At 36.0% G+C, this 26214-nt stretch carries 29 protein-coding genes; 21 read left to right on the top strand and 8 right to left on the bottom strand.

The features are described 5' to 3' along the window. Positions 1–14 precede the first annotated feature (14 nt). From AC3EMB_RS22355 to srtB, 3 genes are read left to right on the top strand one after another with little or no spacing between them, the layout of a single operon-like run. The gene (locus tag AC3EMB_RS22355) at positions 15–998 is read left to right on the top strand and encodes a FecCD family ABC transporter permease (RefSeq protein WP_001036841.1); all 984 of its coding nucleotides are present in this window, start codon (positions 15–17) and stop codon (positions 996–998) included. After that, complete coding sequence (locus tag AC3EMB_RS22350; protein WP_488517281.1) at positions 988–1758, top strand: ABC transporter ATP-binding protein; 771 nt, start codon at positions 988–990, stop codon at positions 1756–1758. The genes AC3EMB_RS22355 and AC3EMB_RS22350 overlap by 11 nt, the downstream gene beginning before the upstream one ends. Before the next feature lie 32 nt (positions 1759–1790). Then, the gene (gene srtB, locus AC3EMB_RS22345) at positions 1791–2555 is read left to right on the top strand and encodes a class B sortase (RefSeq protein WP_157417504.1); all 765 of its coding nucleotides are present in this window, start codon (positions 1791–1793) and stop codon (positions 2553–2555) included. 72 nt (positions 2556–2627) lie between these two features. Here srtB and isdG read toward each other — a convergent pair whose 3' ends face one another. Beyond that, positions 2628–2951, bottom strand: a complete 324-nt coding sequence (gene isdG / locus AC3EMB_RS22340) for a heme oxygenase (RefSeq protein ID WP_000587818.1) — start codon at positions 2949–2951, stop codon at positions 2628–2630. 293 nt (positions 2952–3244) lie between these two features. On the opposite strand from isdG, the gene AC3EMB_RS22335 reads away from it, so the two are divergent. Next, positions 3245–4444: a class I SAM-dependent rRNA methyltransferase gene (locus AC3EMB_RS22335; protein WP_053563583.1), complete on the top strand. Its 1200-nt coding sequence runs from the start codon at positions 3245–3247 to the stop codon at positions 4442–4444. Positions 4445–4482: 38 nt separating this feature from the next. Here AC3EMB_RS22335 and AC3EMB_RS22330 read toward each other — a convergent pair whose 3' ends face one another. Together AC3EMB_RS22330 and AC3EMB_RS22325 are read right to left on the bottom strand one after the other, a co-directional pair. Beyond that, the gene (locus AC3EMB_RS22330; RefSeq protein WP_001014310.1) at positions 4483–4677 is read right to left on the bottom strand and encodes a YwbE family protein; all 195 of its coding nucleotides are present in this window, start codon (positions 4675–4677) and stop codon (positions 4483–4485) included. Next, positions 4678–4851 carry a hypothetical protein gene (locus tag AC3EMB_RS22325; RefSeq protein ID WP_001293578.1) on the bottom strand — a complete coding sequence of 58 codons (174 nt, stop codon included), beginning with the start codon at positions 4849–4851 and terminating at the stop codon, positions 4678–4680. A gap of 168 nt (positions 4852–5019) precedes the next feature. Here AC3EMB_RS22325 and AC3EMB_RS22320 point away from each other — a divergent pair, with 168 nt between their 5' ends. From AC3EMB_RS22320 to AC3EMB_RS22290, 7 genes are all read left to right on the top strand, one after another. Further along, positions 5020–5712: a response regulator transcription factor gene (locus AC3EMB_RS22320; protein ID WP_000018029.1), complete on the top strand. Its 693-nt coding sequence runs from the start codon at positions 5020–5022 to the stop codon at positions 5710–5712. Between the two features lies 1 nt (position 5713). Continuing rightward, a complete protein-coding gene (locus AC3EMB_RS22315; RefSeq protein ID WP_053563585.1) occupies positions 5714–6649 on the top strand; it encodes a HAMP domain-containing histidine kinase in 936 nt (311 codons plus the stop codon). Positions 6650–6774: 125 nt separating this feature from the next. After that, a complete protein-coding gene (locus AC3EMB_RS22310) occupies positions 6775–7698 on the top strand; it encodes an ABC transporter ATP-binding protein (RefSeq protein WP_353810687.1) in 924 nt (307 codons plus the stop codon). Then, positions 7691–7852 (top strand): hypothetical protein, encoded by a 162-nt coding sequence (locus AC3EMB_RS22305; protein WP_000931814.1) that lies wholly within the window; start codon positions 7691–7693, stop codon positions 7850–7852. Before AC3EMB_RS22310 ends, AC3EMB_RS22305 begins: the two co-directional genes overlap by 8 nt. Before the next feature lie 34 nt (positions 7853–7886). Beyond that, positions 7887–8591: an ABC transporter permease gene (locus AC3EMB_RS22300; RefSeq protein ID WP_000475536.1), complete on the top strand. Its 705-nt coding sequence runs from the start codon at positions 7887–7889 to the stop codon at positions 8589–8591. Positions 8592–8626: 35 nt separating this feature from the next. Next, on the top strand, positions 8627–9499 hold the full coding sequence (locus tag AC3EMB_RS22295) for a DUF4097 family beta strand repeat-containing protein (RefSeq protein WP_353810686.1): 873 nt from the start codon (positions 8627–8629) through the stop codon (positions 9497–9499). A 24-nt stretch (positions 9500–9523) separates the two neighbouring features. Further along, complete coding sequence (locus AC3EMB_RS22290) at positions 9524–10219, top strand: ABC transporter permease (RefSeq protein WP_053563587.1); 696 nt, start codon at positions 9524–9526, stop codon at positions 10217–10219. A 63-nt stretch (positions 10220–10282) separates the two neighbouring features. On the opposite strand, the gene AC3EMB_RS22285 is transcribed toward AC3EMB_RS22290, so the two are convergent. Together AC3EMB_RS22285 and AC3EMB_RS22280 are read right to left on the bottom strand one after the other, a co-directional pair. Then, the gene (locus AC3EMB_RS22285; RefSeq protein ID WP_001093302.1) at positions 10283–10615 is read right to left on the bottom strand and encodes a YfjL-like protein; all 333 of its coding nucleotides are present in this window, start codon (positions 10613–10615) and stop codon (positions 10283–10285) included. Between the two features lie 136 nt (positions 10616–10751). Further along, the gene (locus AC3EMB_RS22280) at positions 10752–11255 is read right to left on the bottom strand and encodes a DinB family protein (RefSeq protein WP_157417506.1); all 504 of its coding nucleotides are present in this window, start codon (positions 11253–11255) and stop codon (positions 10752–10754) included. A gap of 154 nt (positions 11256–11409) precedes the next feature. Between AC3EMB_RS22280 and AC3EMB_RS22275 the strand changes: the two genes are divergently transcribed. After that, positions 11410–12309: a tetratricopeptide repeat protein gene (locus AC3EMB_RS22275; protein WP_488517280.1), complete on the top strand. Its 900-nt coding sequence runs from the start codon at positions 11410–11412 to the stop codon at positions 12307–12309. Between the two features lie 197 nt (positions 12310–12506). Here AC3EMB_RS22275 and fhuB read toward each other — a convergent pair whose 3' ends face one another. Both fhuB and AC3EMB_RS22265 read right to left on the bottom strand, forming a co-directional pair. Next, a complete protein-coding gene (fhuB, locus tag AC3EMB_RS22270; protein WP_075719466.1) occupies positions 12507–14543 on the bottom strand; it encodes a Fe(3+)-hydroxamate ABC transporter permease FhuB in 2037 nt (678 codons plus the stop codon). A gap of 7 nt (positions 14544–14550) precedes the next feature. Further along, complete coding sequence (locus AC3EMB_RS22265) at positions 14551–15525, bottom strand: ABC transporter substrate-binding protein (RefSeq protein ID WP_071731444.1); 975 nt, start codon at positions 15523–15525, stop codon at positions 14551–14553. 451 nt (positions 15526–15976) lie between these two features. Here AC3EMB_RS22265 and AC3EMB_RS22260 point away from each other — a divergent pair, with 451 nt between their 5' ends. The 8 genes from AC3EMB_RS22260 to uvrC all read left to right on the top strand — a co-directional run bounded on the left by AC3EMB_RS22260 (position 15977) and on the right by uvrC (position 24714). Then, positions 15977–17032, top strand: a complete 1056-nt coding sequence (locus AC3EMB_RS22260; protein WP_488517279.1) for a BclA C-terminal domain-containing protein — start codon at positions 15977–15979, stop codon at positions 17030–17032. A gap of 189 nt (positions 17033–17221) precedes the next feature. Further along, complete coding sequence (locus tag AC3EMB_RS22255; RefSeq protein WP_488517278.1) at positions 17222–18907, top strand: long-chain-fatty-acid--CoA ligase; 1686 nt, start codon at positions 17222–17224, stop codon at positions 18905–18907. Between the two features lie 106 nt (positions 18908–19013). Next, positions 19014–19601 (top strand): fatty acid metabolism transcriptional regulator FadR, encoded by a 588-nt coding sequence (gene fadR / locus AC3EMB_RS22250; RefSeq protein WP_000742223.1) that lies wholly within the window; start codon positions 19014–19016, stop codon positions 19599–19601. Between the two features lie 11 nt (positions 19602–19612). Next, complete coding sequence (locus AC3EMB_RS22245) at positions 19613–20389, top strand: enoyl-CoA hydratase (RefSeq protein ID WP_000911291.1); 777 nt, start codon at positions 19613–19615, stop codon at positions 20387–20389. Positions 20390–20467: 78 nt separating this feature from the next. Next, positions 20468–21241 carry an electron transfer flavoprotein subunit beta gene (gene etfB / locus AC3EMB_RS22240; RefSeq protein ID WP_001029028.1) on the top strand — a complete coding sequence of 258 codons (774 nt, stop codon included), beginning with the start codon at positions 20468–20470 and terminating at the stop codon, positions 21239–21241. 36 nt (positions 21242–21277) lie between these two features. After that, positions 21278–22255: an electron transfer flavoprotein subunit alpha gene (gene etfA / locus AC3EMB_RS22235; RefSeq protein ID WP_000101946.1), complete on the top strand. Its 978-nt coding sequence runs from the start codon at positions 21278–21280 to the stop codon at positions 22253–22255. Positions 22256–22466: 211 nt separating this feature from the next. After that, a complete protein-coding gene (gene trxA, locus AC3EMB_RS22230; RefSeq protein WP_001018944.1) occupies positions 22467–22781 on the top strand; it encodes a thioredoxin in 315 nt (104 codons plus the stop codon). Between the two features lie 148 nt (positions 22782–22929). Beyond that, complete coding sequence (uvrC, locus tag AC3EMB_RS22225) at positions 22930–24714, top strand: excinuclease ABC subunit C (protein WP_000544300.1); 1785 nt, start codon at positions 22930–22932, stop codon at positions 24712–24714. A gap of 115 nt (positions 24715–24829) precedes the next feature. Here uvrC and AC3EMB_RS22220 read toward each other — a convergent pair whose 3' ends face one another. Next, positions 24830–25279, bottom strand: coding sequence for a YslB family protein (locus tag AC3EMB_RS22220; protein ID WP_000042214.1), 450 nt, complete (start codon positions 25277–25279; stop codon positions 24830–24832). A 299-nt stretch (positions 25280–25578) separates the two neighbouring features. Between AC3EMB_RS22220 and sdhC the strand changes: the two genes are divergently transcribed. Further along, positions 25579–26205, top strand: coding sequence for a succinate dehydrogenase cytochrome B558 (sdhC, locus tag AC3EMB_RS22215; protein WP_000678354.1), 627 nt, complete (start codon positions 25579–25581; stop codon positions 26203–26205). The last annotated feature ends 9 nt before the right edge of the window (positions 26206–26214 follow it).

The following is a 26214-nucleotide window of genomic DNA, read 5'->3' as shown; positions in this document are numbered from 1 at the left end:
AAAGGAAGAGCAGAATGAATAAAAAAACTTGGAGTTTCCTCATTGTTACTGCATTGCTCATTGTTATGACATCATTGTCAGCGATGAAAGGGAGTTTAGAAGTAGGTATTGTTGAACTTGTGCAAGGGATATTTACAGGTGGGAATGAAGATGTTGAAGTCATTAAAGATTTACGTTTCCCGCGTATTATTATTGCGCTGTTCACTGGAGCGGCTCTTGCTGTTTCAGGGGTGCTTTTTCAAGCTGTTATGAAGAATCCACTCGCTGATGCTGGGGTAATCGGTATATCTTCAGGAGCTAGTTTTATGACACTCGTTATTATTACGTTGTTCCCGCAATTCTTTTTCTGGACACCCGTATTCGCCTTTTTAGGTGGTGCGTTTGCGTGTTATCTCGTTTATTCGTTTTCATGGAAGTCAGGGTTAAGCCCGCTTCGCATTATTTTAATTGGTATTGCCATTAATGCGATGTTTACTGGATTAAATGAATCATTCGTTACGATTTGTGGGTATTTTATTAAGAGTATTAAGCAAACGACGACTTCTAACATAACAATGAAGACGTGGGGCGATGTAGAAATAATGGTGACTTATGGAACGATTGGTCTTATTCTTGCTCTGTTCGTAGGAGCTTGGTGTAACTTATTATCGCTACAAGATAAGACTGCGAAAAACTTAGGCTTGCACGTGACGAGAGTTCGTCTTATTATTTCTGCCATTGCAGTACTCTTAGCGGCAGTATCAACAGCGATTGCAGGTGTTATTGCTTTTGTAGGATTACTAGTTCCGCATATTTCAAGACAATTAGTCGGTTCAGACCATAAAGTATTAATTCCATTTTCTGCTCTTGCAGGCGCGTTATTAATTTTGACGGCGGATACGATTGGAAGGTTAATTGTGCCACCTAACGAAATTCCAGCAGCAACAATTATGGCGGTTATTGGTGGTCCATTCTTAATATTCTTGCTTAGAAAGAGTGATAAAGTTCATGGAAATTAAAAATGTAACCTTTTCATACGATAACGTAACAAATCGTTTAAAGTCTGTTAGTAGTGAAATAGAAATTGGGAAAATTACAATAATCATTGGCCCGAATGGATGCGGGAAATCAACATTACTTAGTGTCATGTCTAGAAATCACGTTCCTAGCAGTGGAGAAGTAATACTTGATGGGAAAGCGATTAGTGAATATAAACCGAAAGAGTTTGCTAGAAAGCTAGCAGTTGTCCATCAACAAAATGAGGCTCCAGCAGATATTACAGTGGAAAAGCTAATAAGCTTTGGGCGTATGCCATATAAAAATATTTTCTCTCCGCAAACAGATGAAGATAGAGAAGCGATAGAGCGCGCACTAGTATGTACGAATTTACAAAGTAAGCGTGATAAGCCAATCTATGCTTTATCTGGTGGAGAGAGGCAGCGAGTTTGGATTGCAATGACATTAGCTCAAAATACACCAATGCTTTTCTTAGATGAACCGACAACATATTTAGATATTTACTATCAGCTAGAAATATTAGAGTTAGTGAAAGAGTTAAATGAAGTGTATGGGCTAACGATTGTAATGGTATTACATGATATTAATCAAGCCATTCGTTATAGCGACCATATTATCGTTATGAAAGATGGAAAGATCATTACGAAAGGTAATCCTAATGATGTAATAACAGAAGAAATGGTTAAAGCAATATATGGTGTAGATGTCATTGTAAAGCAGGATGAAGATACCGGATTGTACATGGTACCTATGGGAATCTAAAGGCTGAGCATAATCCGTTTTGAGGTGATAATTTGAATAGTAAGAAAGGACGGAAAAAGAATTCTTTTTTTCAACGTATACTTACAATTGTGTTTTTAGGAATCTTTTTCTATTCAATGTATGAGTTGGGCGGGATTTTCATGGATTATTATGAAAATCGTAAAGTAATGGCTGAGGCACAACATATTTATAAAAGAAGTCCAATGGAAGAAAAATCAGAAGATGGAGAGGTACGTAAACAGTTTCAGGATCTCCAGAAAATTAATCCAGAGATAGTCGGATGGATTACGATGGATGATACACAAATTAATTATCCAATCGTTCAAGCAAAAGATAATGATTACTATTTATTTCGTAATTATAAAGGTGAAGATATGAGAGCGGGCAGCATTTTTATGGACCATCGTAATGATGTGAAATCTCGAAATCGCAATACGATTTTATATGGTCATCGTATGAAAGACGGTTCTATGTTTGGTAGTTTAAAAAAGATGTTGGACGAAGACTTTTTCATGTCCCATCGTAAATTATATTACGATACATTATTTGAAGGATACGACGTTGAAGTTTTTTCAGTATACACGACAACAACGGACTTTTATTACATTGAAACGGATTTTGAAAATGATGCAGCATATACATCGTTCTTAAAGGAAATTCAAGAAAAATCACTGTACAAAACGGATACGGAATTGACGGCTAATGATGAAATTGTAACACTTTCTACTTGTGACTATGCGCTTGATCCAGAGGCTGGAAGGCTAGTTGTACACGCAAAATTAGTAAAAAGAAATTAAAGAAAAAAGTATAGAATATGAGAAGTGATAGATAACGCTTCTCATATTCTATACTAAAAAAAAGAACTGTTTTTACTGTGCTGCAGCCATTGGCATACGTACAACTTTTACATCATAGTAAGCAATTTTATTATCAAGAATATATTCTGGCATCCCGCCTTGATGTGAGTGAGCATCTTTAAATGCGGCGCTCTTTGTCCAACCTTGGAAATCTTCTTTTGCATTCCAGCGAGTGCTAATTGTTACTTCATCATAATCAACTGTATTTTGCGTTAAAAGAACTTCTAGACCTAAAAAGCCTGGCATCGTTTCAACTTTACCTACTTTATTAAAACGCTCAATTAATTTATGTCCATTTCCCTTTGTAATTTTAGCTGTATTTGTAACAATAATCATGTTTATTCCTCCTATAAATGTAGCTATATTTTCAAGAACTCATATACATTAAATGATAATGAAAATCATTATCAATGTCAATGGTAAATGTGAAATATATAATTTTTTCTATTATTTTGGACAGTGAGAGTTCCATTTCAAAACGTAGTAAATATGTGGCGGTTAAGTGTGAGAATGAGCGAGTTGTACTAGCAAAGCAATAATATGGTATAGTGAAACGAGGCTGTTTTTTCAGGCTCGTTTTTTAAATGCTTCCTATAGAGAAAGCATGCAAATGGAAAGGAAGTTATTATATGCGATCAGAAGTAACTATAAAAATAAAACCGAAATTTATAAAAGAAATTAAAAGTGGATATCCACTTATTTTAAAAGATGCAATTCAAAATTTAAACGATGTTCGTGAAGAAGGGACAATCATCAAAGTAGTAGATGAGAAGAACAACTTTGTCGGAAAAGGTTATTATGGAAAACAAAATAAAGGATACGGCTGGATTTTAACGAGAAAAGAGAGTGAACAAATTAATCAATCTTTCTTTGAAAGTAAAATCAAATCTGCCTTACATAAACGAAAACAATTTTATAAATCAAGTGATACGACAGCATTCCGTGTGGTGAATGGTGAAGGTGATGGTCTTGGTGGATTAATTATCGATTACTATGACGGCTACTACGTAGTAAGTTGGTATAGTGAAGGGATTTACACTTTCAGAGATGAGATTATAGCAGCTCTTCAAAAAGTAGCAAACTTTAAAGGCATTTATGAGAAAAAGCGTTTTGATACGAAAGGGAAATACATTGAAGGTGATGATTTCGTAGCAGGAGAGCGCGGTGAGTTCCCGCTTATCGTAAAAGAGAATGGTGTGAACTTCGCTGTATATTTAAATGACGGAGCGATGGTTGGTGTATTTTTAGATCAGCGTAACGTGCGAAAACAAATTCGTGATAAATATGCAAAGGGAAGAACCGTGTTGAATATGTTCTCTTATACAGGTGCTTTCTCTGTATTTGCAGCGCTTGGCGGAGCGAGCAAAACGACGAGTGTGGATCTTGCAAATCGTAGTTTAAGTAAAACGATTGAGCAGTTTAGTGTAAATGAAGTTGATTATGAAGCACAAGATATTATTGTAGAAGATGTCTTTCTGTACTTCAAATATGCAGCGAAGAAAAAGATGAAATTTGATATGGTCGTACTTGATCCTCCAAGCTTTGCACGCTCAAAGAAATATACATTTAGTGCAGCGAAAGATTATAAAAATTTATTAAAAGAAACAATTGCTATTACAGAAAATAACGGGATTATCGTTGCTTCTACAAATTGTAGTGCGTTCGATATGAAAAAGTTTAAAGGCTTTATCGATACGGCATTTAAAGAAATGAATGGCAAATATAAAATATTAGAAGAACATTCTTTACCAGAAGATTTCCGTACCATTGATCAATTTAAAGAAGGAGACTATTTAAAAGTAGTTTTCATCGAGAAAATTAAAGGGTAATAAAGAAAAGGAGCTCGAGTTTACTTGAGCTCCTTTTCTTATTGAACGATATTTTGTACTCTACCGACTTGCCCGTCTTGCAATCGTACTTTAATGCCATGCGGATGGGAAGGGGAGTTTGTTAAAATATCTTTTACAATTCCACGTGTTAATTTGCCGGTGCGTTGATCTTGTTTTAATACAATATCAACTTCAAGGCCGGGTGCGATATTAGAACGTTTTTGTCCGTTCATTTATACACCTGTACGTCTACGTTGGTTGTTTGTTTTCTTCGTTTGTTGGTTTTGTAATTTTTTTGTTTCTTGGCTTTGGTTTTTGGCATTCTGACCATTACCGTTACCTTGCTTTTTCTTTGCAAGTTGTTCGCGCATTAAATCAGCTAAGCTTACTTTTTTGTTTTCTGACATGATAAGTCTCCTTTATATAAAGTTAATTATGAACTATCGTAGTAAATTTCATCATATCATTGTTATGGAAGGAAGGGAAGTTGGTTTGAAAATTCATATTATTCTTCACAGTGTTCATTCGTTACGATACAATTAGCATGTTAATGTTTGTAAAAAGGGGATAGACATATGTCACATCATATTTTATTAGTGGAAGATGATATTTCAATTCAAGAGATGGTGGAAAAGTATTTAATAAAAGAGGGCTTTCAAGTTACAATCGCGTCTGATGGAGAGGAAGGCGTGAACACATATTTAAAAGGTTCATTTGATTTGATTATCCTCGACATTATGATGCCGAAGCTAGATGGATTAGAGGTTGTACGTATTATTCGTGAAAAAAGTGCAGTTCCGATTTTAATGATGTCGGCAAAAGATACAGATGTTGATAAAGCTGTTGGATTAGGACTTGGAGCAGATGATTACATTTGTAAGCCGTTTTCTATGATTGAATTGGCTGCACGTGTAAAAGCAGGTATTCGGAGGTCTACGAAATACTCGGCTACAGAAACAATAGAAAAAATGATTCAAATTGGTGATTTAACAATTGATCCAATTAATTTTACAGTTGAAAAAAACGGGAAGCCTCTCAAACTCACTTTAAAAGAATTTGAGATTTTAAAGCTATTCGTAAAGAACCAAAATCGTGTATTTACAAAAGCGCAAATATATACGTTAGTTTGGAATGAAGAGTATTACGGTGACGATAACGTTATTAATGTTCATATGAGAAGATTGCGTGAGAAAATCGAAAGTGATCCATCTAATCCAGAATATATTAAAACGTTATGGGGCATCGGCTATAAGTTGGAAGTGATGTAATATGGTCAATTTGTTAATAGGTATTATTTTTATATTGTTATGTGTTATTTATATGCAATATAGAATGAGAAAAAATAGTAGTAAAAATTTACGATACACATATGAAAAGTTAGAAAGTATTGTAAATGACAAAACAGGCGAGACGTTACTCGTTATGACAGATGATCTAGAATTGCAAAAATTATTAGTGGCAATTAATCAATTATTAGATGCAAAACAGAAAACGAATGCAGATCATGCAAAAGTAGAAATTTCGATGAGAAAAATGCTTTCAAATATTTCGCATGACTTGAAAACACCACTAACAGTTATTCTTGGATATACAGAAATGTTAAATAAGGATAAAACGATAAGTAAAGAAGAACAGCAAATATTACTTGAAAAAGTGCATACGAAAACACTAGAAGTGATGGAGTTAATTCATAAGTTTTTTGACTTGGCAAAATTAGAATCTGGTGACAAAGCAATTGAAATGACAAAAGTAAATATGAATGAAGTTTGCCGCGAGAAGATTTTATCTTTTTATGATTTAGTGACGACGAAAGGTTTTCAGGTTCATATTGATATACCAGAAAGAAATATATACGCACTTGGAAATGTAGAAGTATTAGGTAGGGTATTGAATAATTTAATATCAAATGCGATTACATATGGAGACGATGGAAAGGCACTTGGTATGACGTTAAGAGATGATGAAACGAGTGTGTATATAGACGTATGGGATAAAGGAAAAGGGATTGATGAATCTCATATTGATAAAGTATTTGAGCGTATGTACACACTTGAAGATTCAAGAAATAGATTGTACCAAGGAAGCGGTCTAGGATTAACGATTACGAAACGGCTTGTGGAAGCGATGGACGGAAAAATTCACCTCTCTAGTAAACCGTATGAAAAAACAATTTTTACAATTGTATTAACAAAGATGCAATTTTAGCTTGTAGAGCAGTAGATTCTACAAGCTTTTTTTCAGCGTAAGGAATTTGTAAGAAACGGGTAAGAAAAAAGAGATTTCCGTTGTCTATTATAGAAATATAGAGTATTGCGAAAGGGGAAAGTAACATGACATATATATTAAAAACAAACCAGTTAACGAAAGTGTTTAAAGGGAAAGAAGTTATTTCCGGTGTTAACATGCATGTGAAAAAAGGAGAAATTTACGGTTTTTTAGGACCAAACGGTGCTGGTAAAACAACGATTATGAAAATGATTACAAATTTAATAAAACCGACGAGTGGTGATATTGAAATCTTCGGTGAGAAATTAACAGATACATCTTATGAAGTACTAAAAAGAATGGGGACAATTATTGAATACCCAATCTTTTATGATAAATTAACGGCGAAAGAAAACTTAGACCTGCATTGTGAATATATGGGCTACTACGATAAAAATGCAATTGACCATGCTTTACATTTAGTGAAACTAAAAGGGATAGATAATAAAAAAGTAAAAGATTTTTCATTAGGAATGAAACAACGACTCGGTATTGCAAGGGCAATCGTGACAAAGCCAGAATTGCTCATTTTAGATGAACCAATTAACGGTTTAGATCCAATTGGTATTAAAGAGTTACGAGAGTTATTTAAAATGCTCTGCAAAGAATATGGCATTACATTATTAGTTTCTAGTCATATTTTAGGTGAGATGGAACTAATGGCGGATACAATTGGTGTTATTCAAAATGGAAAACTAATAAAAGAAGTTTCAATGAAGAGTATTAACGGAAAACAAACAGAGTACATTGAAATCACTGTTCCTGATGTGAAACGTGCAGTTTATATTTTAGAAGATAAACTTGGTATAAAAAACTACAAAATAATGAGTGGAACCATGATTCGTGTGTATGATACGTCAGCGTCTCAGCAGGCCATTTCAAAAGCACTTATTATGAACGATGTGGAAATTGAAAGTATTAATAAGAAACATAGTTCCTTAGAAGAATATTTCTTAAATGTAATGGATGGAGAAGGGATTCATGCTTAATGGACTGTGGCTGAATCTGGTAAGTGGATTTATCGTAATGCTAATAAGTGGAATTTTATATTATAGAAAACCAGAGCGGAAATGGTTGTTGATTCTACTAGTGATAGGAATGTTAAGCTTCGTTACTGCTGGAATTAGAATGTTAGCAGCGTAGAGACAGGTATATAAAGAATGGAGGCGTAATTTATATGTTTAAATTAATGAAGCTCGAATGGAAGAAACATAAATTATCTAGTTACTTTAAAGGGGTAGCAATTTGTATTATAGCAATTTTTGCGGCGGTAAGTCTTATGGCATGGGGATCTAAGGTAGAGGATGATTTGATGTTCTCTAGCTATATGGAATACATGTCTTTAGCAAATATTCTTATTAGAATTACATTTATTATTTTTGCATCGGTTATTTTATCACGTTTAGTGATTGATGAATACAAGAACAAAACAATACAGCTACTATTTATGTATCCACTGCAAAGGAAAATGCTAATGAGTGCGAAATTAACAATTGTTTTTTGTTTTTGTTTTGTGAGCACGATTATCGCTACTTTCATTATTAGTTTGCTCATATTCTGTATGAATCCAATAATGGGACTACTTGAAACGCCTGTTACGATGGGGGAAATAATAGCTATCGTTCCAGCTACTATTATAAGTGCATTTATGATATCTGGTATTAGTTTAATTCCTTTATTTTTTGGAATGAGAAAGAAATCAACACCGACAACGATTACTTCTGCAGTAATAATTGGGATGATGATGAACAGTAACGTTGGTCCTGGAAATGGTCAAGTAAGTATGTTTGATTTTATAGCTATCCCAATAGTGCTCTGTTTATTAGGAATTTTCATTAGCTATCTATCGTTTCGTAAAATTGACAAGATAGATGTGGCGTGAAGTAAGCCTAAAACAAAAAACGAACTGGGGTATGAATGGTGAAAAAAATAATAGTAATTGCAATATTATTCATTACAATTGCTAGTGCGGTTTTTGGTTTCAAGGTATTTCAGGGGAAAGATTTTAAGAAAGAAAAGTCTTTTGATATAAATAATATAAAAGCAATAGAAGTAGACAATGAAAATTGGAATCTTGAGTTTAAAAGTACAGACGCTAATAAAATAGTAATTTCTGCTCAAGGTGAACAAGCAGATAAAGAGATAGATCCTGTCAAAATAGAAAATGACGAAAATAAAATTGTGATTAAGCAAAAACAAAAGATGAACAGATTTTTTTATGGTTTTACGTTTAGAAAGAAAAATAGTATATGTATAGCTATTCCGAAGAAAGAGATAGATAAAATTGTATTAAATAATAAATCGGGTGATGTGAAAATAAACGATATAGTAGTAAAAAGCATCGTGACAAAAGGCAAATCTGGAGATGGAATGATTACAGGACTATCGGCAGAGAAGGGTGAATTTACATCCGAAAGCGGAGATTTAATGTTAAAAGATAGTTCATTACAAGAAGTAAATATAACTTCCACTACTGGTGATAATTACGTGAAAAATGTAAAAAACGAAAATATGAACATCACTTCAACATCTGGGGAAGTATTACTGAAAGGTATGACAGAAGGAAAATCATTATTTGTAGAAACAAAATCAGGGGATATTGGCGTACGGTATAAAGTTGTCCCGGCATCATTGAAGCTTATGGCTAAAAGTAATTTGACTGACGTAATAGTGGATTTAAAAGGACTTAAGAAAGATAAAAATACAGAAAAGATAAAAGAAGGAACTATTGGTGATGCAAAAAACGAAGTGAAGATTTTAAGTAAAACAGGGGTAATTTATATTGATTAAAGTTTAAATGAAAGGAGGACTATCATGCTACGTCTTATGAATCTAGAATTGAAGAAGTTTAAGTTTGGATGGTATGTGAGGGGAGCAGTTATTGCAAATATCATTATACTGGCATTATTAATCTTTGTTAGTTTCATTGCACAAATAGAAGGAGATCCAGAAATAAGAGATCCGCAGATGATTTTGCTAATGGCTAGCACAATAGTAAGAGCAACATTTATTATTTTTGGTAGTGTATTAATAGCAAGGTTAATAATTGGCGAATATAAAAATAAAACAATACTACTCATGTTTTCTTATCCCATTAACCGAAAGAAAATGATGGCTAGTAAGTTGGCTATTACAGCGATAGTAACATTTATAACAGTTATTGTATCTAACATTTTAGTAGTAGGAATTTTCTTTGGGATAGATAGTTATTTTTCAATTCTTCCTAATTCATTCACAGTAGATCAATTGGTGCAAGAAGGAATAAAACTAGTTCCTTTAGCCATTGCAACTGCGGGGATGAGTTTAATCCCATTATATTTCGGAATGCGTAAACGTTCAGTGCCAACTACAATTGTTTCATCTCTTATCGTTGTCTCAATTGCAATGAATACCAACCCAGAGTTTCCTACAGCAACTTTACTTCCCCTTCAACTAGCACTCGCAGCAATTGGAGTTGTGATTGCATATTACGGCATTAAAAATATAGAGAAGGAAGATATAACTGTATGATAAGAATATACAAAAAAGAGTTGGCGTTACACCAACTCTTTTTTGTATATGTACGCTTCGTTACTACTCTGTAAATTTAGAGTGTGTGCTTAAATACTTTTGCACTTCTGGAGAAATGTTAAAGTTATTAGGACTTTTATATTCGATAGTAAACTCGCCATCGGTACTTGTTTCAAAGGAGATTGCATAGCTATTCATTTTAGCATCGTAAGAAGTATTTTTGACTTCTGCATCTAGATTAAAATATTTTGTAATATACTCTTTTGAGTCCGTAATTGCTACTTGTTTTCCCCAAGGGGTACCATAATAGGTGAAATAAAGAGATACACTAATAACTCCAATAAGAGAAGTTAGTAAAATAGTTCCCATAGCTATTTTTTTATTTTTTGTATTCAATTTGGTTACTCCTCTTCGTAATATGTATTCATTTTAACCTATCTTTTCCATAAAACAACCATTAAGAAAAAATAGTTTCACATGAAACAAGTTACAGAAAAAGACAAGATATGTAAACATCTTGTCTTTTTTGTCGTTACATTTTAGGAGCTTCCATTCCAGCCGCAGCCCATTCTTCTTTTGCGGGGCCATATACGCCAGGAACTGTTAAGCCAGCTTGTCGCATTAAAACCGTCATTTGTCCGCGGTGGTGATTTTGATGATTAATGAGTGTCATTAAAAATATAGAATTCGGCATAGGGCGACCAAAGAAGTCATTAATAGTAGCTAAGTCTTTATCAGTCCATTTACTTTGAAGTGTTTCAACAAAAGCCGCGTTTACTTTACGGTATTCATCTGCAATTGTTTTTGCAGAAGTTGGAACAGGATAATCTTTCGATTCTCCTTCAAACTTTAGCCCTGTGCCAGATAGTATAACAGGAATTGCCGTCACGATGTGCCAAGCAACTCTACTTAACGTCCAATGTTCAGGTGCAATTTCCTGTGATAAAGATGCATCGGTTAATGAATCAAGCATTTTCTGAGTAGACTCTGCTTCGTATGTCCATGATTGCAAGAAGCCTTCAATTGTTTGGTACATTATTGTTATCCCCCTCTACTTATGTTCATAGATTAAGTTCGAGAAGAAATGACAAGTTCCCTTTATGTTTTAATGATGGTATCATAAAATTTTATATATAAATTTTATGATACCATTGAGTGTATATAGAATTATATTAATTTAGGGGGATATTATGAAAAGATTGATTTTAGGAATCATAATTTTATTTTTAATGGTAGGATGTAGCAATGAAACCTATAAAAAAGCAATGGATCAAGGGGAATTGGCGTTAGCGAGTAAAGAATATGACACGGCAGTAGCATCATTTGAGCTAGCATTAGAAGAGAAAAAGGATGATAAAGAAGCAAAGGTATTAAAAGACCAAACTACTAAGATGATAAGTTCGATAAAAGAGAAATCGAGTGGAAATATAGAACAAGCAATAGGTTTGTTTCAAGAAGTAGAAAAGATGAAAGATGGTTCCGCAATCCTTCAAAGTCAAGCGAAAGAACAAAAAGATTCGCTCATAGAGCATAAAGAGTTAAAAGGTCAATATATAGGTCAATTGGAAAAGGCAGAGAAGTTAAAGAATGATAAAAAGTATGAAGAGGCTAAAGGGATAGTAAATAAAATTGTTAACGATACTGGCCAAAATCAACAATTTATTTCGGAAAATCAACGGGCTGAAGAGCTGAATAAGCAAATAGATGGCTTACTAACTCAACAAGCAGAAGTTAAGAGAAAAGAGGAAGAGTTAAAAAATGAAAAGAAAAAAGAGGCTGATATTGGAAAGTTAAAGGGGTCTTGGATGTCATCAGAAAGTACAGACAGGCCAGTTGGGTTGGAAATAGAATCTATTAATAGTGAGAAAACAGGCGGAGAATTTATGGAACATAATATTTTTGGGAAAGGGACTACTATAGGAGACTTTCGAATATTAAGTGTGGACCAAGGGATTATTTCCATAGAGCTTGTATTTTTAATGGGAGAAAGAAAACAGAAGGTTGATTTGAAACTTGAGGAGAACACATTAACTGTACATCATGAGTTTATGGGAGGGACTAAATCTGTGAAATTAGTGAGATCAGAGTAATTTATCCCGCTATTCACCTGCAGTAAAATTCCCACCTCAAGATTCGGCTGGAGCAAAGAAGTTGGGTGGGAGATCCACTGCTCATAAAAGCCCAATTGGTTTGGGTTAATAATTAGTGGGGATGAAGAACCCCCCACTAATTAAAGTTTCACTTTATTTAGTATATAAAAAGGAGGCTTCTAAAACGAAGCCGTCTTTTAATTAACCTTCTTCCCACTCTTCCTCATCAACCATAAGAAATAAGGCGCTCCAAGTACAGCGACGACAAGGCCAGAAGGGATTTCTTTCGGATATGCGATTGTACGTCCAAGTAAGTCAGCAACAGAAAGAAGGATTGCTCCAAATAGTGCTGAACAAACGAATAGTCTTTGATGGTTCATACCAACAACAATTCTTGCTAAGTGAGGTGCGACAAGGCCTAAAAAGGCAATTGTACCGACAGCAGCGATATTTACTGATGCAAGTAGTGTCGCTAGCACAATTAGAGCAAGACGTGTTTTATTTACTGGTTGCCCAAGTCCAGTTGCTAGATCGTCTCCCAGTACGAGAACGTCAAGTTGTTTTATTAAGAAAAAGATAATGAATACAAGAATTAGAGATGGATATAGAATGATATTTTCTAAGTGATTCCACCCTCTTGCATACGTACTGCCAGATAACCATGTTAAAGCAGCGGCAACATTCAAATTGGCTCTAACGATAAAGATTTGAATAATTGCTGAGCCAAGTGCAGAAATACCAATCCCTATTAAAGCAAGAGCTGTGGGGCTAAACCCTGATTTCCATGAGAAGAAGAGGACAATTCCTACTGCAAGTAGTCCACCAATAAATGCACCAATTGGTAGGAAGAAACCAGGAAGTGTAGGAAAGACATACATAACAGTTAAAGCACCGACACCAGCTCCCGATGAAATACCAATAATAGAAGGATCGGCAAGTGGGTTTCGTAATATACCTTGGAAAACAAGCCCACTTATTGCAAGGCATGCACCAGCAATAGCGGCAACGAGCATTCTTGGTAATCGAAGATTCATCATCATGTTTTTGTCAAATTGTGTTAATTGACCTGATATAACATTTGTAATGCTTTCGATATAAGCGTTACTACCGATTGTAATACCAAGAGCAATCGTCACAATACAAAGTGTGATAGATATAATGATTACCTTTTTATAAGAGTAATAGCGGGAACTAGCTCCAGCTGCATTCGCACCGTTATCATTCATATATTGTTTCGACTTCATCATTCGATACACTAAGTAAATAAGCCAAGGAGATCCAATCATTGCTGTGACTGCCCCAACAGGAAGTTCTGCACCGGTTGGATCTATTAATCTACCGACAACATCTGCTCCAAGCAATAATACTGCCCCCCATAAGAAAGAAGAGAGAAGAAGAGTAAAGTGTTGACGGTATCCGATAAGGCGCATTAAATGAGGTGCAACTAAGCCGACAAATCCAATTGGTCCAACAACAGTAACAATTACTGCTGTTAAAAAGATTGCAGCAATGAAGGCGATAAGACGTGTTACTGCTATTTTTTCACCAAGAGAAACAGCAACATCATCACCAAGTAAGAGAATGTTGAGTTTACGAGATATAAATAGTAAAACTAGGAAAGAAATAATGATAAATGGAAAAGCAAATTGAACGCCATCCCAGTTATTTTGAATAAGAGATCCAGCTCCCCATAAAAATAAACCAGCTGTTTCATTTTCATAGAAAAGCTGCATCGTTCCGGTAAAGGCAGAGAGCATTAATGTAACGACCATACCAGCTAATGCCATTCTGAGTGGGGTTCCCTTTTTTCCACCAGAAATACGGTATACAAATAAAGCAGTAATAGCACCGCCGATAAATGTGAACAGAAGAGAATTAATTTGTAAACCTTTCGGTAAGAAAATTGTAGCCGCTACTAGAAAGAAATATGCGCCAGAGTGAATACCCATTGTACTGGATTCAGCAAGTGGATTTTTCGTTAACGTTTGTAAAATAACCCCTGATGCAGCAAGAGCGCCTCCAGCTAAAATGGCAATTACGGCTCTAGGTAATCGAAGCATGATTAAAGTTTGATGTTCTAGCGATTGGTTCGGTGAGATAAGAGCATCAATAATCATACTATAGGAAATATTTGCTTGACCTTGTCCGATATGAATAAAGAAAAGGAGGAGCAAGAGAGCTGCTCCTCCTCCGAATACAAGACTTGCTCGAAGTGTATGTTGTAAGCTATTCATTGTGTAATCACTTCTTCGCTGTCATTACATCTGCTACTTGTGTTGCTAAAGATGTTGCAGACTCAGGACCACCGAAAATCCAAGTGTCGCCTTTTAATTTATACATTTTGTTTTCTTTTTTGAACTTTAATTCTTCCCAAGCAGGGTTGCCTTTTAGTTGCGTGTCAAAAATGTTATCTTCATCCGCTACAATGTAAATGAAGTTTGAATCTTGTACACTTTGTAATGATTCTACAGTTGTTTGTTTGAAACCATCTGGCTCAGATTTTCCTGCTTCAAAAGTATTTGTTAAACCTAATTTTTTTGTAACTTGTAAAGCTAAAGAATTGTCAGTTAAGATACGGAATGTTGGTACGTTTTTAGCAGTAAATGCTTGTGCCATTGCGATGTTTTTATCTTTTAAGTCTGCTTTCTCAATTTTTGCTTTTGCATCAGCGAATGCTTTATCCATATCAGCTAATACTTTTTTACCTTCTTCTTCTTTTCCAACTGCTTTTGCAATTTGTTTAAATGTTTCTGTCATTTCAGCAAAGTGATCGTTATTGCTTGTTGATGGATCAAACATAACTGTTGGTGCAATTTGCTCTAATTCATTTTTAATTGCTTTACCACGGAATGAAGCTGTGATAATTAAGTCTGGTTTTAAACGGCTAATTTCTTCTAAGTTTGGTTGTTGACGTGTCCCTACATCTACAACATCTTTACTTGGTTTTGTTTTTGTATTTACCCATTTATTATAATTCTTAATGTCTGCCATCCCTACTGGCTGAACACCAAGTGCTAATAAGTCTTCTGAATATACCCACTCAAGTACAACTACTTTTTTTGCTGGTTTATCTAACTTCGTTTCCCCTTCAGCGTGTTTAATTGTTATAGCTTGATTTTTATTGTCCGCTTTTGTTTCTTTTTTCTCCTCTTTTTGCTGTCCGCATCCAACAGCGAATAGAAGAACTACTATGAAAATACTGATAATTCTCTTCATCTTCTGCCCCCAAATTAAGTGTTTTTTGTAACTAGTACCATAAGTGAAAATGGTTATCAATTACAACACCCAAATCATACTATGAGGGTATTTTAAGTGTCAATATATTTTTAAAATTTTGACGAAAAATAACGAATTATACGGATTTTTATAGATTATAGTCGCTATTTATGAAGAATAAGCCTCTTTACTAAAAATATTGGCGAATGTGGAAAGTTTAAATGGGAAAGTGGCTGTGTACGATAGTGTAATGTGTATTGTTAATAGTCTGTGGAGATAAGGCGAAAGTACAAGCAAAAGGAGAGTGAATTGCATGTAATAATTACTAGAATGTATGGAGGAAATCTGTGTTTTATCCCCGACTAGGCAAAGTATTTCTTTGTTATTTAGATAGGTGTTTTTTAAGTCGGTGATTGCGCTAAAAAGATCGAATGTAAAGGAAGTGATCAACATGTCTTCATGGAGCAATAACGTAAATGGATATTGTGGGTGTAATAATCAAAATGGTGTACATGTTGATTCATGCTGTTTTAGTTGCGATGGGACAGTTCCTAAGGTTGGTCCAACCGGTCCGACGGGGGCAACAGGAGTAACAGGCGACACAGGTCCAACGGGAGCGACAGGAATAACAGGAGCAACAGGCCCAACGGGGGCGACGGGAGTAACAGGTTCAACAGGAGCAACAGGTTCAACAGGAGCAACAGGTCCAACGGGAGCGACAGGTTCAACAGGTCCAACGGGAGCGACAGGTTCAACGGGGGCGACGGGAGTAACAGGTTCAACAGGAGCAACAGGCCCAACAGGAGCGACAGGTTCAACAGGTCCAACGGGAGCGACAGGTTCAACAGGTCCAACGGGAGCGACAGGTTCAACAGGTCCAACGGGAGCGACAGGTTCAACAGGAGCAACAGGTCCAACGGGAGCGACAGGTTCAACAGGAGCAACAGGTCCAACGGGAGCGACAGGTTCAACAGGTCCAACGGGAGCGACAGGTTCAACAGGTCCAACGGGAGCGACAGGAGCAACGGGTCCAACAGGAGCGACAGGAGCAACGGGAGCGACAGGCTCAACAGGCTCAACCGGAGCTACAGGTACAAGTATCACGGCGACATATGCATTTGCAAATAATACGTCGGGAACAGCGATATCGGTAGTTCTAGGTGGAACGAATGTCCCGCTTCCGAATAATCAAAATATCGGTCCAGGTATTACGGTTTCCGGGGGAAATACAGTATTTACGGTTGCAAATGCTGGTAATTATTATATTTCATATACAATTAATATAACGGCTTCATTATTAGTCAGTTCACGGATTACAATTAATGGAGGGGCACTTGCTGGGACGATAAATTCTCCTGCGGTAGCAACCACATCATTTAGTGCAACAATTATTACAACTCTTGCAGCAGGAGATGCTATTAGCTTACAATTATTTGGTTTGTTAGCTGTTGCGACATTATCAACAACTACCCCAGGAGCGGTATTAACAATTATAAGATTAAGTTAATGACAAACTCTCTTACTCTTTTAAGATTAAGAGAGTTTCTACATATAATAAGAAGTTAATGAAGTAAAACATAGTTATATAAAAGTCAGAATATTATGATTGTAACGTTATGGTGACTATAATATAATGAAAATAACCATCATGAATGAACATTCATTTATTTTTTATGTATTTGAAGGGGGAATGAAGGTGGAAAAACCATGGTTGAAAAGTTATCCAGAGGAAATTCCGAGTACGATTTCTTATGATATTCAGCCGCTTCATAGATATGTAGAACAGATGGCTTCTCGCTACCCAGAAAAGAAAGCGCTTCACTTTTTAGGGAAGGATATTACGTTTTCGGACTTCCATGATAAGGTGAAGCGGTTTGCAAATTATCTTCAAAAGCTCGGTGTGGAAAAGGGTGATCGAGTTGCTATTATGTTGCCGAATTGTCCGCAAGCTGTAATTGGTTATTACGGTACATTACTTGCGGGAGGTATCGTAGTACAAACCAATCCACTGTATACAGAAAGGGAATTAGAATATCAGCTTCATGACTCGGGAGCAAAAGTAATTCTTTGTCTCGATTTAGTGTTTCCAAGAGTAACGAATGTTCAATCTACTACAAAAATTGAGCGTATTATCGTAACTCGTATTGCAGACTTTTTACCATTCCCTAAAAATCTATTGTATCCATTTGTGCAGAAAAAACAGTCGAATTTAGTTGTGAAAGTATCAGAGAGTGAAACGATTCATCTTTGGAATTCAGTAGAAAAAGAAGTGAATACGAATGTTGAGGTGCCTTGTGATCCTGAAAATGATCTAGCTCTTTTACAGTACACAGGAGGAACAACCGGATTTCCGAAAGGAGTTATGTTAACGCATAAAAACCTCGTCTCTAACACGTTAATGGGAGTTCAATGGTTATATAATTGCAAAGAAGGAGAAGAAGTCGTTCTTGGGGTTCTTCCATTTTTCCATGTTTATGGTATGACAGCTGTTATGAATTTAAGTATTATGCAAGGATACAAAATGGTCCTTATTCCAAAGTTTGATATGAAAATGGTTTTTGAAGCGATTAAGAAGCATAAAGTGACATTGTTTCCAGGGGCACCAACTATTTATATAGCTCTTTTAAATAGTCCGCTTTTAAAAGAATACGATATTTCTTCTATTCGTGCTTGTATTAGTGGATCAGCACCACTGCCAGTAGAAGTACAGGAAAAGTTCGAAAAAGTTACAGGTGGTAAACTAGTAGAGGGATATGGTTTAACAGAATCCTCTCCGGTTACACATAGTAATTTTTTATGGGAAAAGCGAGTGCCAGGTAGCATCGGAGTTCCGTGGCCAGATACAGAAGCAATCATTATGTCGCTTGAAACTGGTGAGGCATTACCGCCAGGAGAAATAGGTGAAATTGTAGTGAAAGGCCCTCAAATTATGAAAGGATATTGGAATAAGCCAGAGGAAACAGCGGCTGTATTGCAAGATGGCTGGCTCCATACAGGTGATGTTGGCTACATGGATGAAGATGGATTCTTCTATGTAAAAGATCGCAAGAAAGATATGATTGTCGCAAGTGGATTTAATGTGTATCCTCGTGAAGTTGAAGAAGTATTATATGAGCATGAAAAAGTGAAAGAAGTAGTGACAATTGGAGTTCCAGATCCGTACCGAGGAGAGACAGTTAAAGCATTTGTTGTGTTAAAAGAAGGTACGGAATGCTCTGAGGAAGAATTAAATCAGTTTGCACGTAAATATTTAGCGGCTTATAAAGTGCCGAAAGTATATGAGTTTAGAGATGAATTGCCGAAAACGACAGTAGGGAAAATTTTGCGCCGTGTTCTAATAGATGAAGAGAAGAGAAAGAATGAGGATGAGCAAACGGGCTAAGGCCCTTTCTTTTTGAAAAAATAGGATTGACACTTTTCTAAATAGTCAGTATTATAAGAATATGAATGACTATTCATTCAGTCATCTTCTTGAAGGGGACAGTAAAGTGAAGAAAAATAGACCGAAATACAATCAAATTATTGATGCGGCAGTCATTGTGATTGCGGAGAATGGGTACCACCAAGCGCAAGTTTCTAAAATCGCAAAGCAAGCTGGGGTAGCTGATGGCACGATTTATTTATATTTTAAAAATAAAGAAGATATATTAATATCCTTATTCCAAGAGAAGATGGGAGAATTTGTCGAAACAATTCGTCAAAAAACAGCAGGAATTGAAAGCGCTGTATCGAAGTTATTCATGTTGGTAGAAACGCACTTCTTGCTGTTGTCGCAAAATGATCCGCTTGCTATCGTTACGCAATTAGAGCTAAGGCAGTCCAATCAAGACTTGCGCCTTAAAATAAATGAAGTATTAAAAGGCTACTTACAAGTTATGGATGAGATTTTAGAGACTGGTATAAAACAAGGTGAATTTCAAGCAGATTTAAATGTTCGCGTGGCAAGACAAATGATCTTTGGAACAGTAGATGAAGTTGTGACCAATTGGGTAATGAGCGATCATAAGTATGATCTGGTCGCACTTTCAAAAACGGTACACGGGCTACTTATTGCAGCTTGTGGTTATCGTCAATAATGGGAGGGATCATGTTGAAATTCCTATCTGTAAGAGTTGAAGATCATATCGCGGTGGCGACGTTAAATCACGCACCAGCGAATGCGATGTCTTCACAAGTTATGCATGACGTTACTGAATTAATTGATCAAGTGGAAAAGGATGATAACATTCGTGTTGTTGTTATTCACGGTGAAGGACGTTTCTTCTCAGCAGGAGCAGATATTAAAGAATTTACATCTGTTACTGAAGCGAAGCAAGCAACAGAATTAGCACAGCTTGGACAAGTTACGTTTGAGCGTGTTGAAAAATGTTCAAAACCAGTTATTGCGGCAATTCATGGAGCGGCACTGGGCGGCGGCCTTGAGTTTGCTATGTCTTGCCACATGCGCTTTGCAACTGAAAGTGCAAAACTTGGTTTACCTGAATTAACACTTGGATTAATTCCTGGCTTTGCAGGTACACAGCGCTTACCACGTTATGTTGGGAAAGCGAAAGCTTGTGAAATGATGTTAACAAGTACACCAATTACTGGTGCAGAAGCATTAAAGTGGGGACTTGTTAACGGATTGTTCTCTGAAGAATCATTTTTAGATGATACGCTTAAAGTTGCAAAACAAATTGCTGGAAAAAGTCCAGCAACAACTCGTGCTGTACTAGAGTTATTGCAAACGACAAAATCGTCTCATTACTATGAAGGTGTACAACGTGAATCACAAATTTTTGGTGAAGTATTTACGAGTGAAGATGGAAGAGAAGGTGTAGCCGCATTTTTAGAAAAGCGTAAACCTTCATTTAGTGGCAGGTAGTTCAATTATTTTTTTAATATAAATTAACAGAAAATTAAAATTGATAGAATCTTTCTGAAAAACAAGGGGGTAAATGGAATGAACATCTACGTACTCATGAAACGAACATTTGATACAGAAGAAAAAATCGTAATTAAAAACGGTGCAATTTACGATGGCGAAGCGGAATTCATCATCAACCCTTACGATGAATATGCAATTGAAGAAGCAATTCAAGTAAGAGACGCACAAGGTGGAGAAGTTACAGTTGTAACAGTCGGTGGCGAAGATAGTGAGAAAGAACTTCGTACTGCATTAGCAATGGGCTGTGATAAAGCGGTATTAATTAATATTGAAGATGATGTAGAAAATGGTGACCAGTTCACGACAGCAAAAGTACTTGCTGAGTATTTAAAAGATAAAGATGCAGATTTAATTTTAGGCGGAAACGTTGCAATTGATGGTGCATCTGGACAAGTAGGGCCACGCGTAGCTGAAGCGTTAAATATTCCATATGTAACGACAATTACAAAACTTGAAATTGACGGTACAAATGTGAAGATTGAGCGTGATGTTGAAGGTGATACAGAAGTGATTGCAACTTCATTACCAGTTTTAGTAACAGCACAGCAAGGTTTAAATGAACCTCGTTACCCATCGCTTCCAGGTATTATGAAAGCGAAGAAAAAGCCACTAGAAGAATTAGAATTAGATGATTTAGATTTAGAAGAAGATGATGTGGAAGCAAAGACAAAAACAATTGAAATCTATTTGCCTCCTAAGAAAGATGCAGGAAAAGTGTTACAAGGCGAGCTGCAAGATCAAGTAAAAGAACTTGTATCGTTGCTCCATACAGAAGCGAAAGTAATCTAATAAAATACGAAATTATATATGCAGGAGGGAAAATCTATGGCTCGTAAAGTATTAGTAATGGGTGAAGTTCGTGATGGATCGCTACGTAACGTTTCGTTTGAAGCGGTAGCAGCAGCAAAAACAATTGCAGAAGGCGGTGAAGTAGTAGGTCTTCTAATTGGAGACAGCGTTGCCTCTTTTGCAAATGAATTGATTCATTACGGTGCAGATCGCGTTGTGACAGTTGAAAATGATAAATTAAAATCATATACATCTGATGGTTATGCACAAGCGTTTTTAGCTGTACATGCTGAAGAAAATCCAGAAGGTATTGTCTTTGGACATACGGCACTTGGTAAAGATTTATCACCAAAATTAGCAGCGAAGCTTGAAGCTGGTTTAGTTTCTGACGTAACTGCTTTAGAGGTTGAAGGTGGAAATGTTATCTTCACTCGTCCAATTTACTCTGGTAAAGCATTCGAGAAGAAGATTGTAACAGACGGCATCTTATTTGCGACAGTGCGTCCAAATAACATTGCAACTCTGGAAAAAGATGAGTCTCGCAGCGGTGACGTATCTTCTATTACAGTTGATGTGAAAGATTTACGTACAATTATTCAAGATGTTGTCCGTAAAACAGCAGAAGGTGTGGATCTTTCTGAAGCGAAAGTTATTATCGCTGGCGGACGCGGTGTGAAGAGTGAAGAAGGATTTAAACCATTAAAAGAGTTAGCTGACGTACTAGGCGGCGCTGTTGGGGCATCTCGTGGTGCTTGTGACGCTGAATACTGTGAGTACTCATTACAAATTGGTCAAACTGGTAAAGTTGTTACGCCAGACTTATACATTGCATGTGGTATTTCTGGTGCGATTCAGCATTTAGCAGGTATGTCTAACTCAAAAATAATCGTTGCGATTAATAAAGATCCAGAAGCAAGTATCTTCAAAGTAGCTGACTACGGTATTGTTGGTGACTTGTTCGAAGTTGTACCTCTTTTAACAGAAGAGTTTAAAAAGTTAAAAGTACATTCATGATTTAAGTACCCTTGAGTTCCAAGTGAAGTACCCCTATATATAGAAAAAGGTGAGAGATCCCCTGTCTCTCATCTTTTTAGTATTTAATCCATATTTTTATATAGTATAAAGGAACATTTTTTTGTTACAATACATAACGATACATATTATTCGCCACGTATATAAGTTAATGATATACTCTTGGTAGAATATACTTGAAGGAGGAAATAAAATGGCAATTGTAAACGCAAATGACCAAAGCTTCGCAGCTGAAACTAGCGAAGGTGTTGTATTATTAGATTTCTGGGCACCTTGGTGTGGACCTTGTAAAATGATCGCTCCTGTATTAGAGGAGATCGATGCAGAACTAGGCGAAAAAGTAAAAGTAGTAAAAGTAGATGTTGATGAGAACCAAGAAACTGCTCGTCAATTCGAAGTAATGAGCATTCCAGCTCTTTTCGTATTAAAAGACGGTAAAGTAGTTGATCAAACGTTAGGTTACAAACCGAAAGAAGCGTTAGTAGAATTAGTTTCTAAACATTTCTAAAATAAAAAAGCTACCAGTTGGTAGCTTTTTTTATTTTCTTTTTTACAGTCTTTCCGTTACAATAAAAGAACGTATGTTGGGTGTTTGAGCATAGTATGTTTTCAAGGGAAAATAAAAATGCTAAGTATGTAGAAATGGAGGGAGACGAGTGCACGAACATTTGAAAGAGAAGTTGGCTATTTTACCAGATCAACCTGGTTGTTATTTGATGAAAGATAAGCAAGGAACGGTTATATATGTTGGAAAGGCAAAAGTGCTTAAAAATCGTGTGCGCTCGTACTTTACTGGTTCACATGATGGGAAAACACTGCGGCTTGTAGGAGAAATTGTTGATTTTGAATATATTGTAACCTCTTCGAATTTAGAAGCACTTATTTTAGAGTTAAATCTCATTAAAAAATATGATCCGAAATATAATATTCAATTAAAAGATGATAAAACATATCCTTTTATTAAAATTACGGCGGAGAAGCAACCGCGCTTACTCATTACTCGAAATGTAAAAAAGGATAAAGGAAAGTATTTTGGTCCTTATCCAAATGCACAATCTGCTCATGAAACGAAAAAACTGCTAGATCGTATGTATCCACTTCGGAAATGTACGAATATGCCAGATAAAGTTTGTTTGTATTATCATATGGGTCAATGCTTAGCGCCGTGTGTGAAAGAAGTGACGGAAGAACAAAATAAAGAAATTGTAGATGAAATTATTAAGTTTTTAAATGGTGGACATAAAGAAGTTCGTTCAGAATTAGAAGTAAAAATGTATGAGGCCTCAGAGAAACTAGAGTTTGAACGTGCAAAAGAGTTGCGTGATCAAATTGCTCATATTGATGCGATTATGGAAAAACAAAAGATGATTATGAGTGACTTAGTGGATCGTGATGTGTTTGGATATGCAGTGGATAAAGGATGGATGTGTGTTCAAGTTTTCTTCGTTCGAAAAGGAAAGCTAATTGAACGTGATGTTTCTATGTTTCCAATTTACGATGAACCAGAAGAGGGCTTTTTAACGTTTATCGGCCAATTTTATGAAAACAGTAGTCATTTTAAGCCGAAGGAAATTGTCGTTCCAGGAAGTATAGACTCGGAATTAGTAGAGCGCTTTTTAGAAGTAGAAGCGACACAGCCGAAACGTGGTAAGAAAAAAGACCTTGTAGAATTAGCAAATAAAAACGCGAAAATTGCTCTTGAAGAGAAGTTTTACTTAATTGAACGTGATGAAGAACGAACGATTAAAGCAGTAGATCATTTAGGGAAGCAGCTTGGGATTGAAACGCCGTATCGTATTGAAGCGTTTGATAACTCAAATATTCAAGGAACAAATCCTGTTTCTGCAATGATTGCTTTTATCGATGGGAAACCGGCGAAGAAAGAGTATCGAAAATATAAAATTAAAACGGTTCAAGGGCCAGACGATTATGAGTCTATGAGAGAAGTTGTGAGGCGCCGTTATACAAGGGCCCTTAAAGAAAATTCACCTTTACCTGATTTGATTATTATTGATGGAGGAAAAGGCCATCTAGCGGCTGCAAGTGATATTCTAGAGAATGAGCTCGGATTATATATTCCGATGGCAGGTCTTGTGAAAGATGATAAACATAAAACCTCCCATTTAATTATTGGGGACCCACCGGAACCTGTGATGCTTGAGAGAAATAGCCAAGAATTTTATTTATTGCAGCGTATTCAAGATGAGGTGCATCGATTTGCGATTACATTCCATCGTCAATTACATGGGAAATCTGTCATTCAATCAGCATTGGATGACATTCCAGGAATAGGTGATAAACGGAAAAAGGTATTGTTAAAACATTTTGGTTCATTAAAGAAGATGAAAGAAGCTTCTATAGAGGAATTTGTCGAAGCGGGTATGCCGAAAAATGTCGCGGAGACGATTTATACGTATTTAACAGATAAGAAGACGTTGTAGTTTACAACGTCTTCTGTTTTTTGGTATAATTTCTGAAGATTTAAAATAAATGCATCTGAATGAAAATACAAAAAAGTCAACTAAACTGATATGTCTAGTTGACTGTAGGTAATGCTTACACTTCAATGAGATCTTTTATATCCCATTTTACAAGAAATGTAATAGAGTCAGAACGTTTTTTCTTTTCTTCGTATGACTCTGCAACGACGTTCCGTTGCTTTTGAATTTGTTCAGCGATGAATCCAGCTTCTAGTTGATAAGAAGAATGTCGTTTTTGTTTTTGACGTTCTGCAATGAGTGTGCCTTTAAGTTGGAACTGCATTTCACGACGCTTATGTTCAATAATGCTTAAAGTGCCCCAGCCAGCTTTTTCAAAGAACTGAATGACTTCTTCAATTGTTTCTAGCGGATATTTTCTTGCAAGGTTTCTACCAGACCAGTATAAAATACCATCTAAATCGTTGCCGATTAAATCAGGTAGTAATTCTTCACGTAGCAATTCATAAGCGAAGGCGTTCAATGAAACATCTTCTAAAGATGTTATATCGATTGTATTTTTACTCACAATATTCCCCTCTTTCTATAGGGATTATTATATAACATTTTTCATTTATAAAAACAGATTTTTCTTTAGGGAAATCTGAATATCTAAGAAGAAAAAAAGAATTGCCAAATTATATGCAAATTATGTATACGTTTTCTTGACGCTTCGACAAAAATAGGGGTAAAATGAACTTGTTATCAAATTATGCTGAAATATTTCGAATAATTTTTTCAGTTTTTCTTATGCCAATAGTGAAAAAACATTATTGTTATAAATTAATCTGAAAACAGCAGTCAAACATTCAAGGGGGTAATGGGGACATGAAAGGCCGCGAGTATACGTTTCGTAAGTGGCACTCATTAATGGGGGTCATCCCGGTTGGTGTCTTTTTGACGCAACATCTAATTGTAAACAACTTTGCAACAAGAGGAGCAGAGGCTTTTAACAAAGCTGCAGGCTTTATGGAGCTCCTTCCATTCCGGTATGCGCTAGAAATTTTCATCATCTTTTTACCGATACTGTACCATGCTATATATGGCTTATATATTGCATTTACAGCTAAGAACAATGCGGTTTCTTACGGTTATTTCCGTAACTGGATGTTCGTTTTCCAAAGAATTTCAGGTATCGTTACGCTGATTTTCATTTCTTGGCACGTCTGGGAAACTCGTATTCAAGCAATGTTAGGTAAAGAGGTAAACTATGATATGATGGCAGATATTTTAAACAATCCAGCTATGTTTGCATTCTACTTAGTTGGTGTTGTTTCAACAATTTTCCACTTTGCAAATGGACTATGGACATTCTGCATCAGCTGGGGAATTACAGTATCTCCACGTTCACAAAGAATCTCTACTTATGTAACATTAGCTATTTTCTTAGGTCTATCTTATGTAGGTGTGAGTGCATTATTAGCGTTCATCGATCCACAGCTAGCAAATCAGTAAGGAGTGGGA

It is taken from the genome of Bacillus sp. LQ16, from assembly GCF_057784645.1.
The sequence above is the reverse complement of the archived record's forward strand: the minus strand, read 5'-3'. Positions and strand labels throughout refer to the sequence as shown.

Excerpts from the sequence above, each read along its gene's own strand:
- AC3EMB_RS22355 (WP_001036841.1), top strand. The coding sequence starts at position 15 with ATGAATAAAAAAACTTGGAGTTTCCTCATTGTTACTGCATTGCTCATT.
- AC3EMB_RS22350 (WP_488517281.1), top strand. The coding sequence starts at position 988 with ATGGAAATTAAAAATGTAACCTTTTCATACGATAACGTAACAAATCGT.
- isdG (WP_000587818.1), bottom strand. The coding sequence starts at position 2,951 with ATGATTATTGTTACAAATACAGCTAAAATTACAAAGGGAAATGGACAT.
- AC3EMB_RS22335 (WP_053563583.1), top strand. The coding sequence starts at position 3,245 with ATGCGATCAGAAGTAACTATAAAAATAAAACCGAAATTTATAAAAGAA.
- AC3EMB_RS22330 (WP_001014310.1), bottom strand. The coding sequence starts at position 4,677 with ATGAACGGACAAAAACGTTCTAATATCGCACCCGGCCTTGAAGTTGAT.
- AC3EMB_RS22325 (WP_001293578.1), bottom strand. The coding sequence starts at position 4,851 with ATGTCAGAAAACAAAAAAGTAAGCTTAGCTGATTTAATGCGCGAACAA.
- AC3EMB_RS22320 (WP_000018029.1), top strand. The coding sequence starts at position 5,020 with ATGTCACATCATATTTTATTAGTGGAAGATGATATTTCAATTCAAGAG.
- AC3EMB_RS22315 (WP_053563585.1), top strand. The coding sequence starts at position 5,714 with ATGGTCAATTTGTTAATAGGTATTATTTTTATATTGTTATGTGTTATT.
- AC3EMB_RS22310 (WP_353810687.1), top strand. The coding sequence starts at position 6,775 with ATGACATATATATTAAAAACAAACCAGTTAACGAAAGTGTTTAAAGGG.
- AC3EMB_RS22305 (WP_000931814.1), top strand. The coding sequence starts at position 7,691 with ATGCTTAATGGACTGTGGCTGAATCTGGTAAGTGGATTTATCGTAATG.
- AC3EMB_RS22300 (WP_000475536.1), top strand. The coding sequence starts at position 7,887 with ATGTTTAAATTAATGAAGCTCGAATGGAAGAAACATAAATTATCTAGT.
- AC3EMB_RS22295 (WP_353810686.1), top strand. The coding sequence starts at position 8,627 with ATGGTGAAAAAAATAATAGTAATTGCAATATTATTCATTACAATTGCT.
- AC3EMB_RS22290 (WP_053563587.1), top strand. The coding sequence starts at position 9,524 with ATGCTACGTCTTATGAATCTAGAATTGAAGAAGTTTAAGTTTGGATGG.
- AC3EMB_RS22280 (WP_157417506.1), bottom strand. The coding sequence starts at position 11,255 with ATGTACCAAACAATTGAAGGCTTCTTGCAATCATGGACATACGAAGCA.
- AC3EMB_RS22275 (WP_488517280.1), top strand. The coding sequence starts at position 11,410 with ATGAAAAGATTGATTTTAGGAATCATAATTTTATTTTTAATGGTAGGA.
- fhuB (WP_075719466.1), bottom strand. The coding sequence starts at position 14,543 with ATGAATAGCTTACAACATACACTTCGAGCAAGTCTTGTATTCGGAGGA.
- AC3EMB_RS22265 (WP_071731444.1), bottom strand. The coding sequence starts at position 15,525 with ATGAAGAGAATTATCAGTATTTTCATAGTAGTTCTTCTATTCGCTGTT.
- AC3EMB_RS22260 (WP_488517279.1), top strand. The coding sequence starts at position 15,977 with ATGTCTTCATGGAGCAATAACGTAAATGGATATTGTGGGTGTAATAAT.
- AC3EMB_RS22245 (WP_000911291.1), top strand. The coding sequence starts at position 19,613 with ATGTTGAAATTCCTATCTGTAAGAGTTGAAGATCATATCGCGGTGGCG.
- etfB (WP_001029028.1), top strand. The coding sequence starts at position 20,468 with ATGAACATCTACGTACTCATGAAACGAACATTTGATACAGAAGAAAAA.
- etfA (WP_000101946.1), top strand. The coding sequence starts at position 21,278 with ATGGCTCGTAAAGTATTAGTAATGGGTGAAGTTCGTGATGGATCGCTA.
- trxA (WP_001018944.1), top strand. The coding sequence starts at position 22,467 with ATGGCAATTGTAAACGCAAATGACCAAAGCTTCGCAGCTGAAACTAGC.
- sdhC (WP_000678354.1), top strand. The coding sequence starts at position 25,579 with ATGAAAGGCCGCGAGTATACGTTTCGTAAGTGGCACTCATTAATGGGG.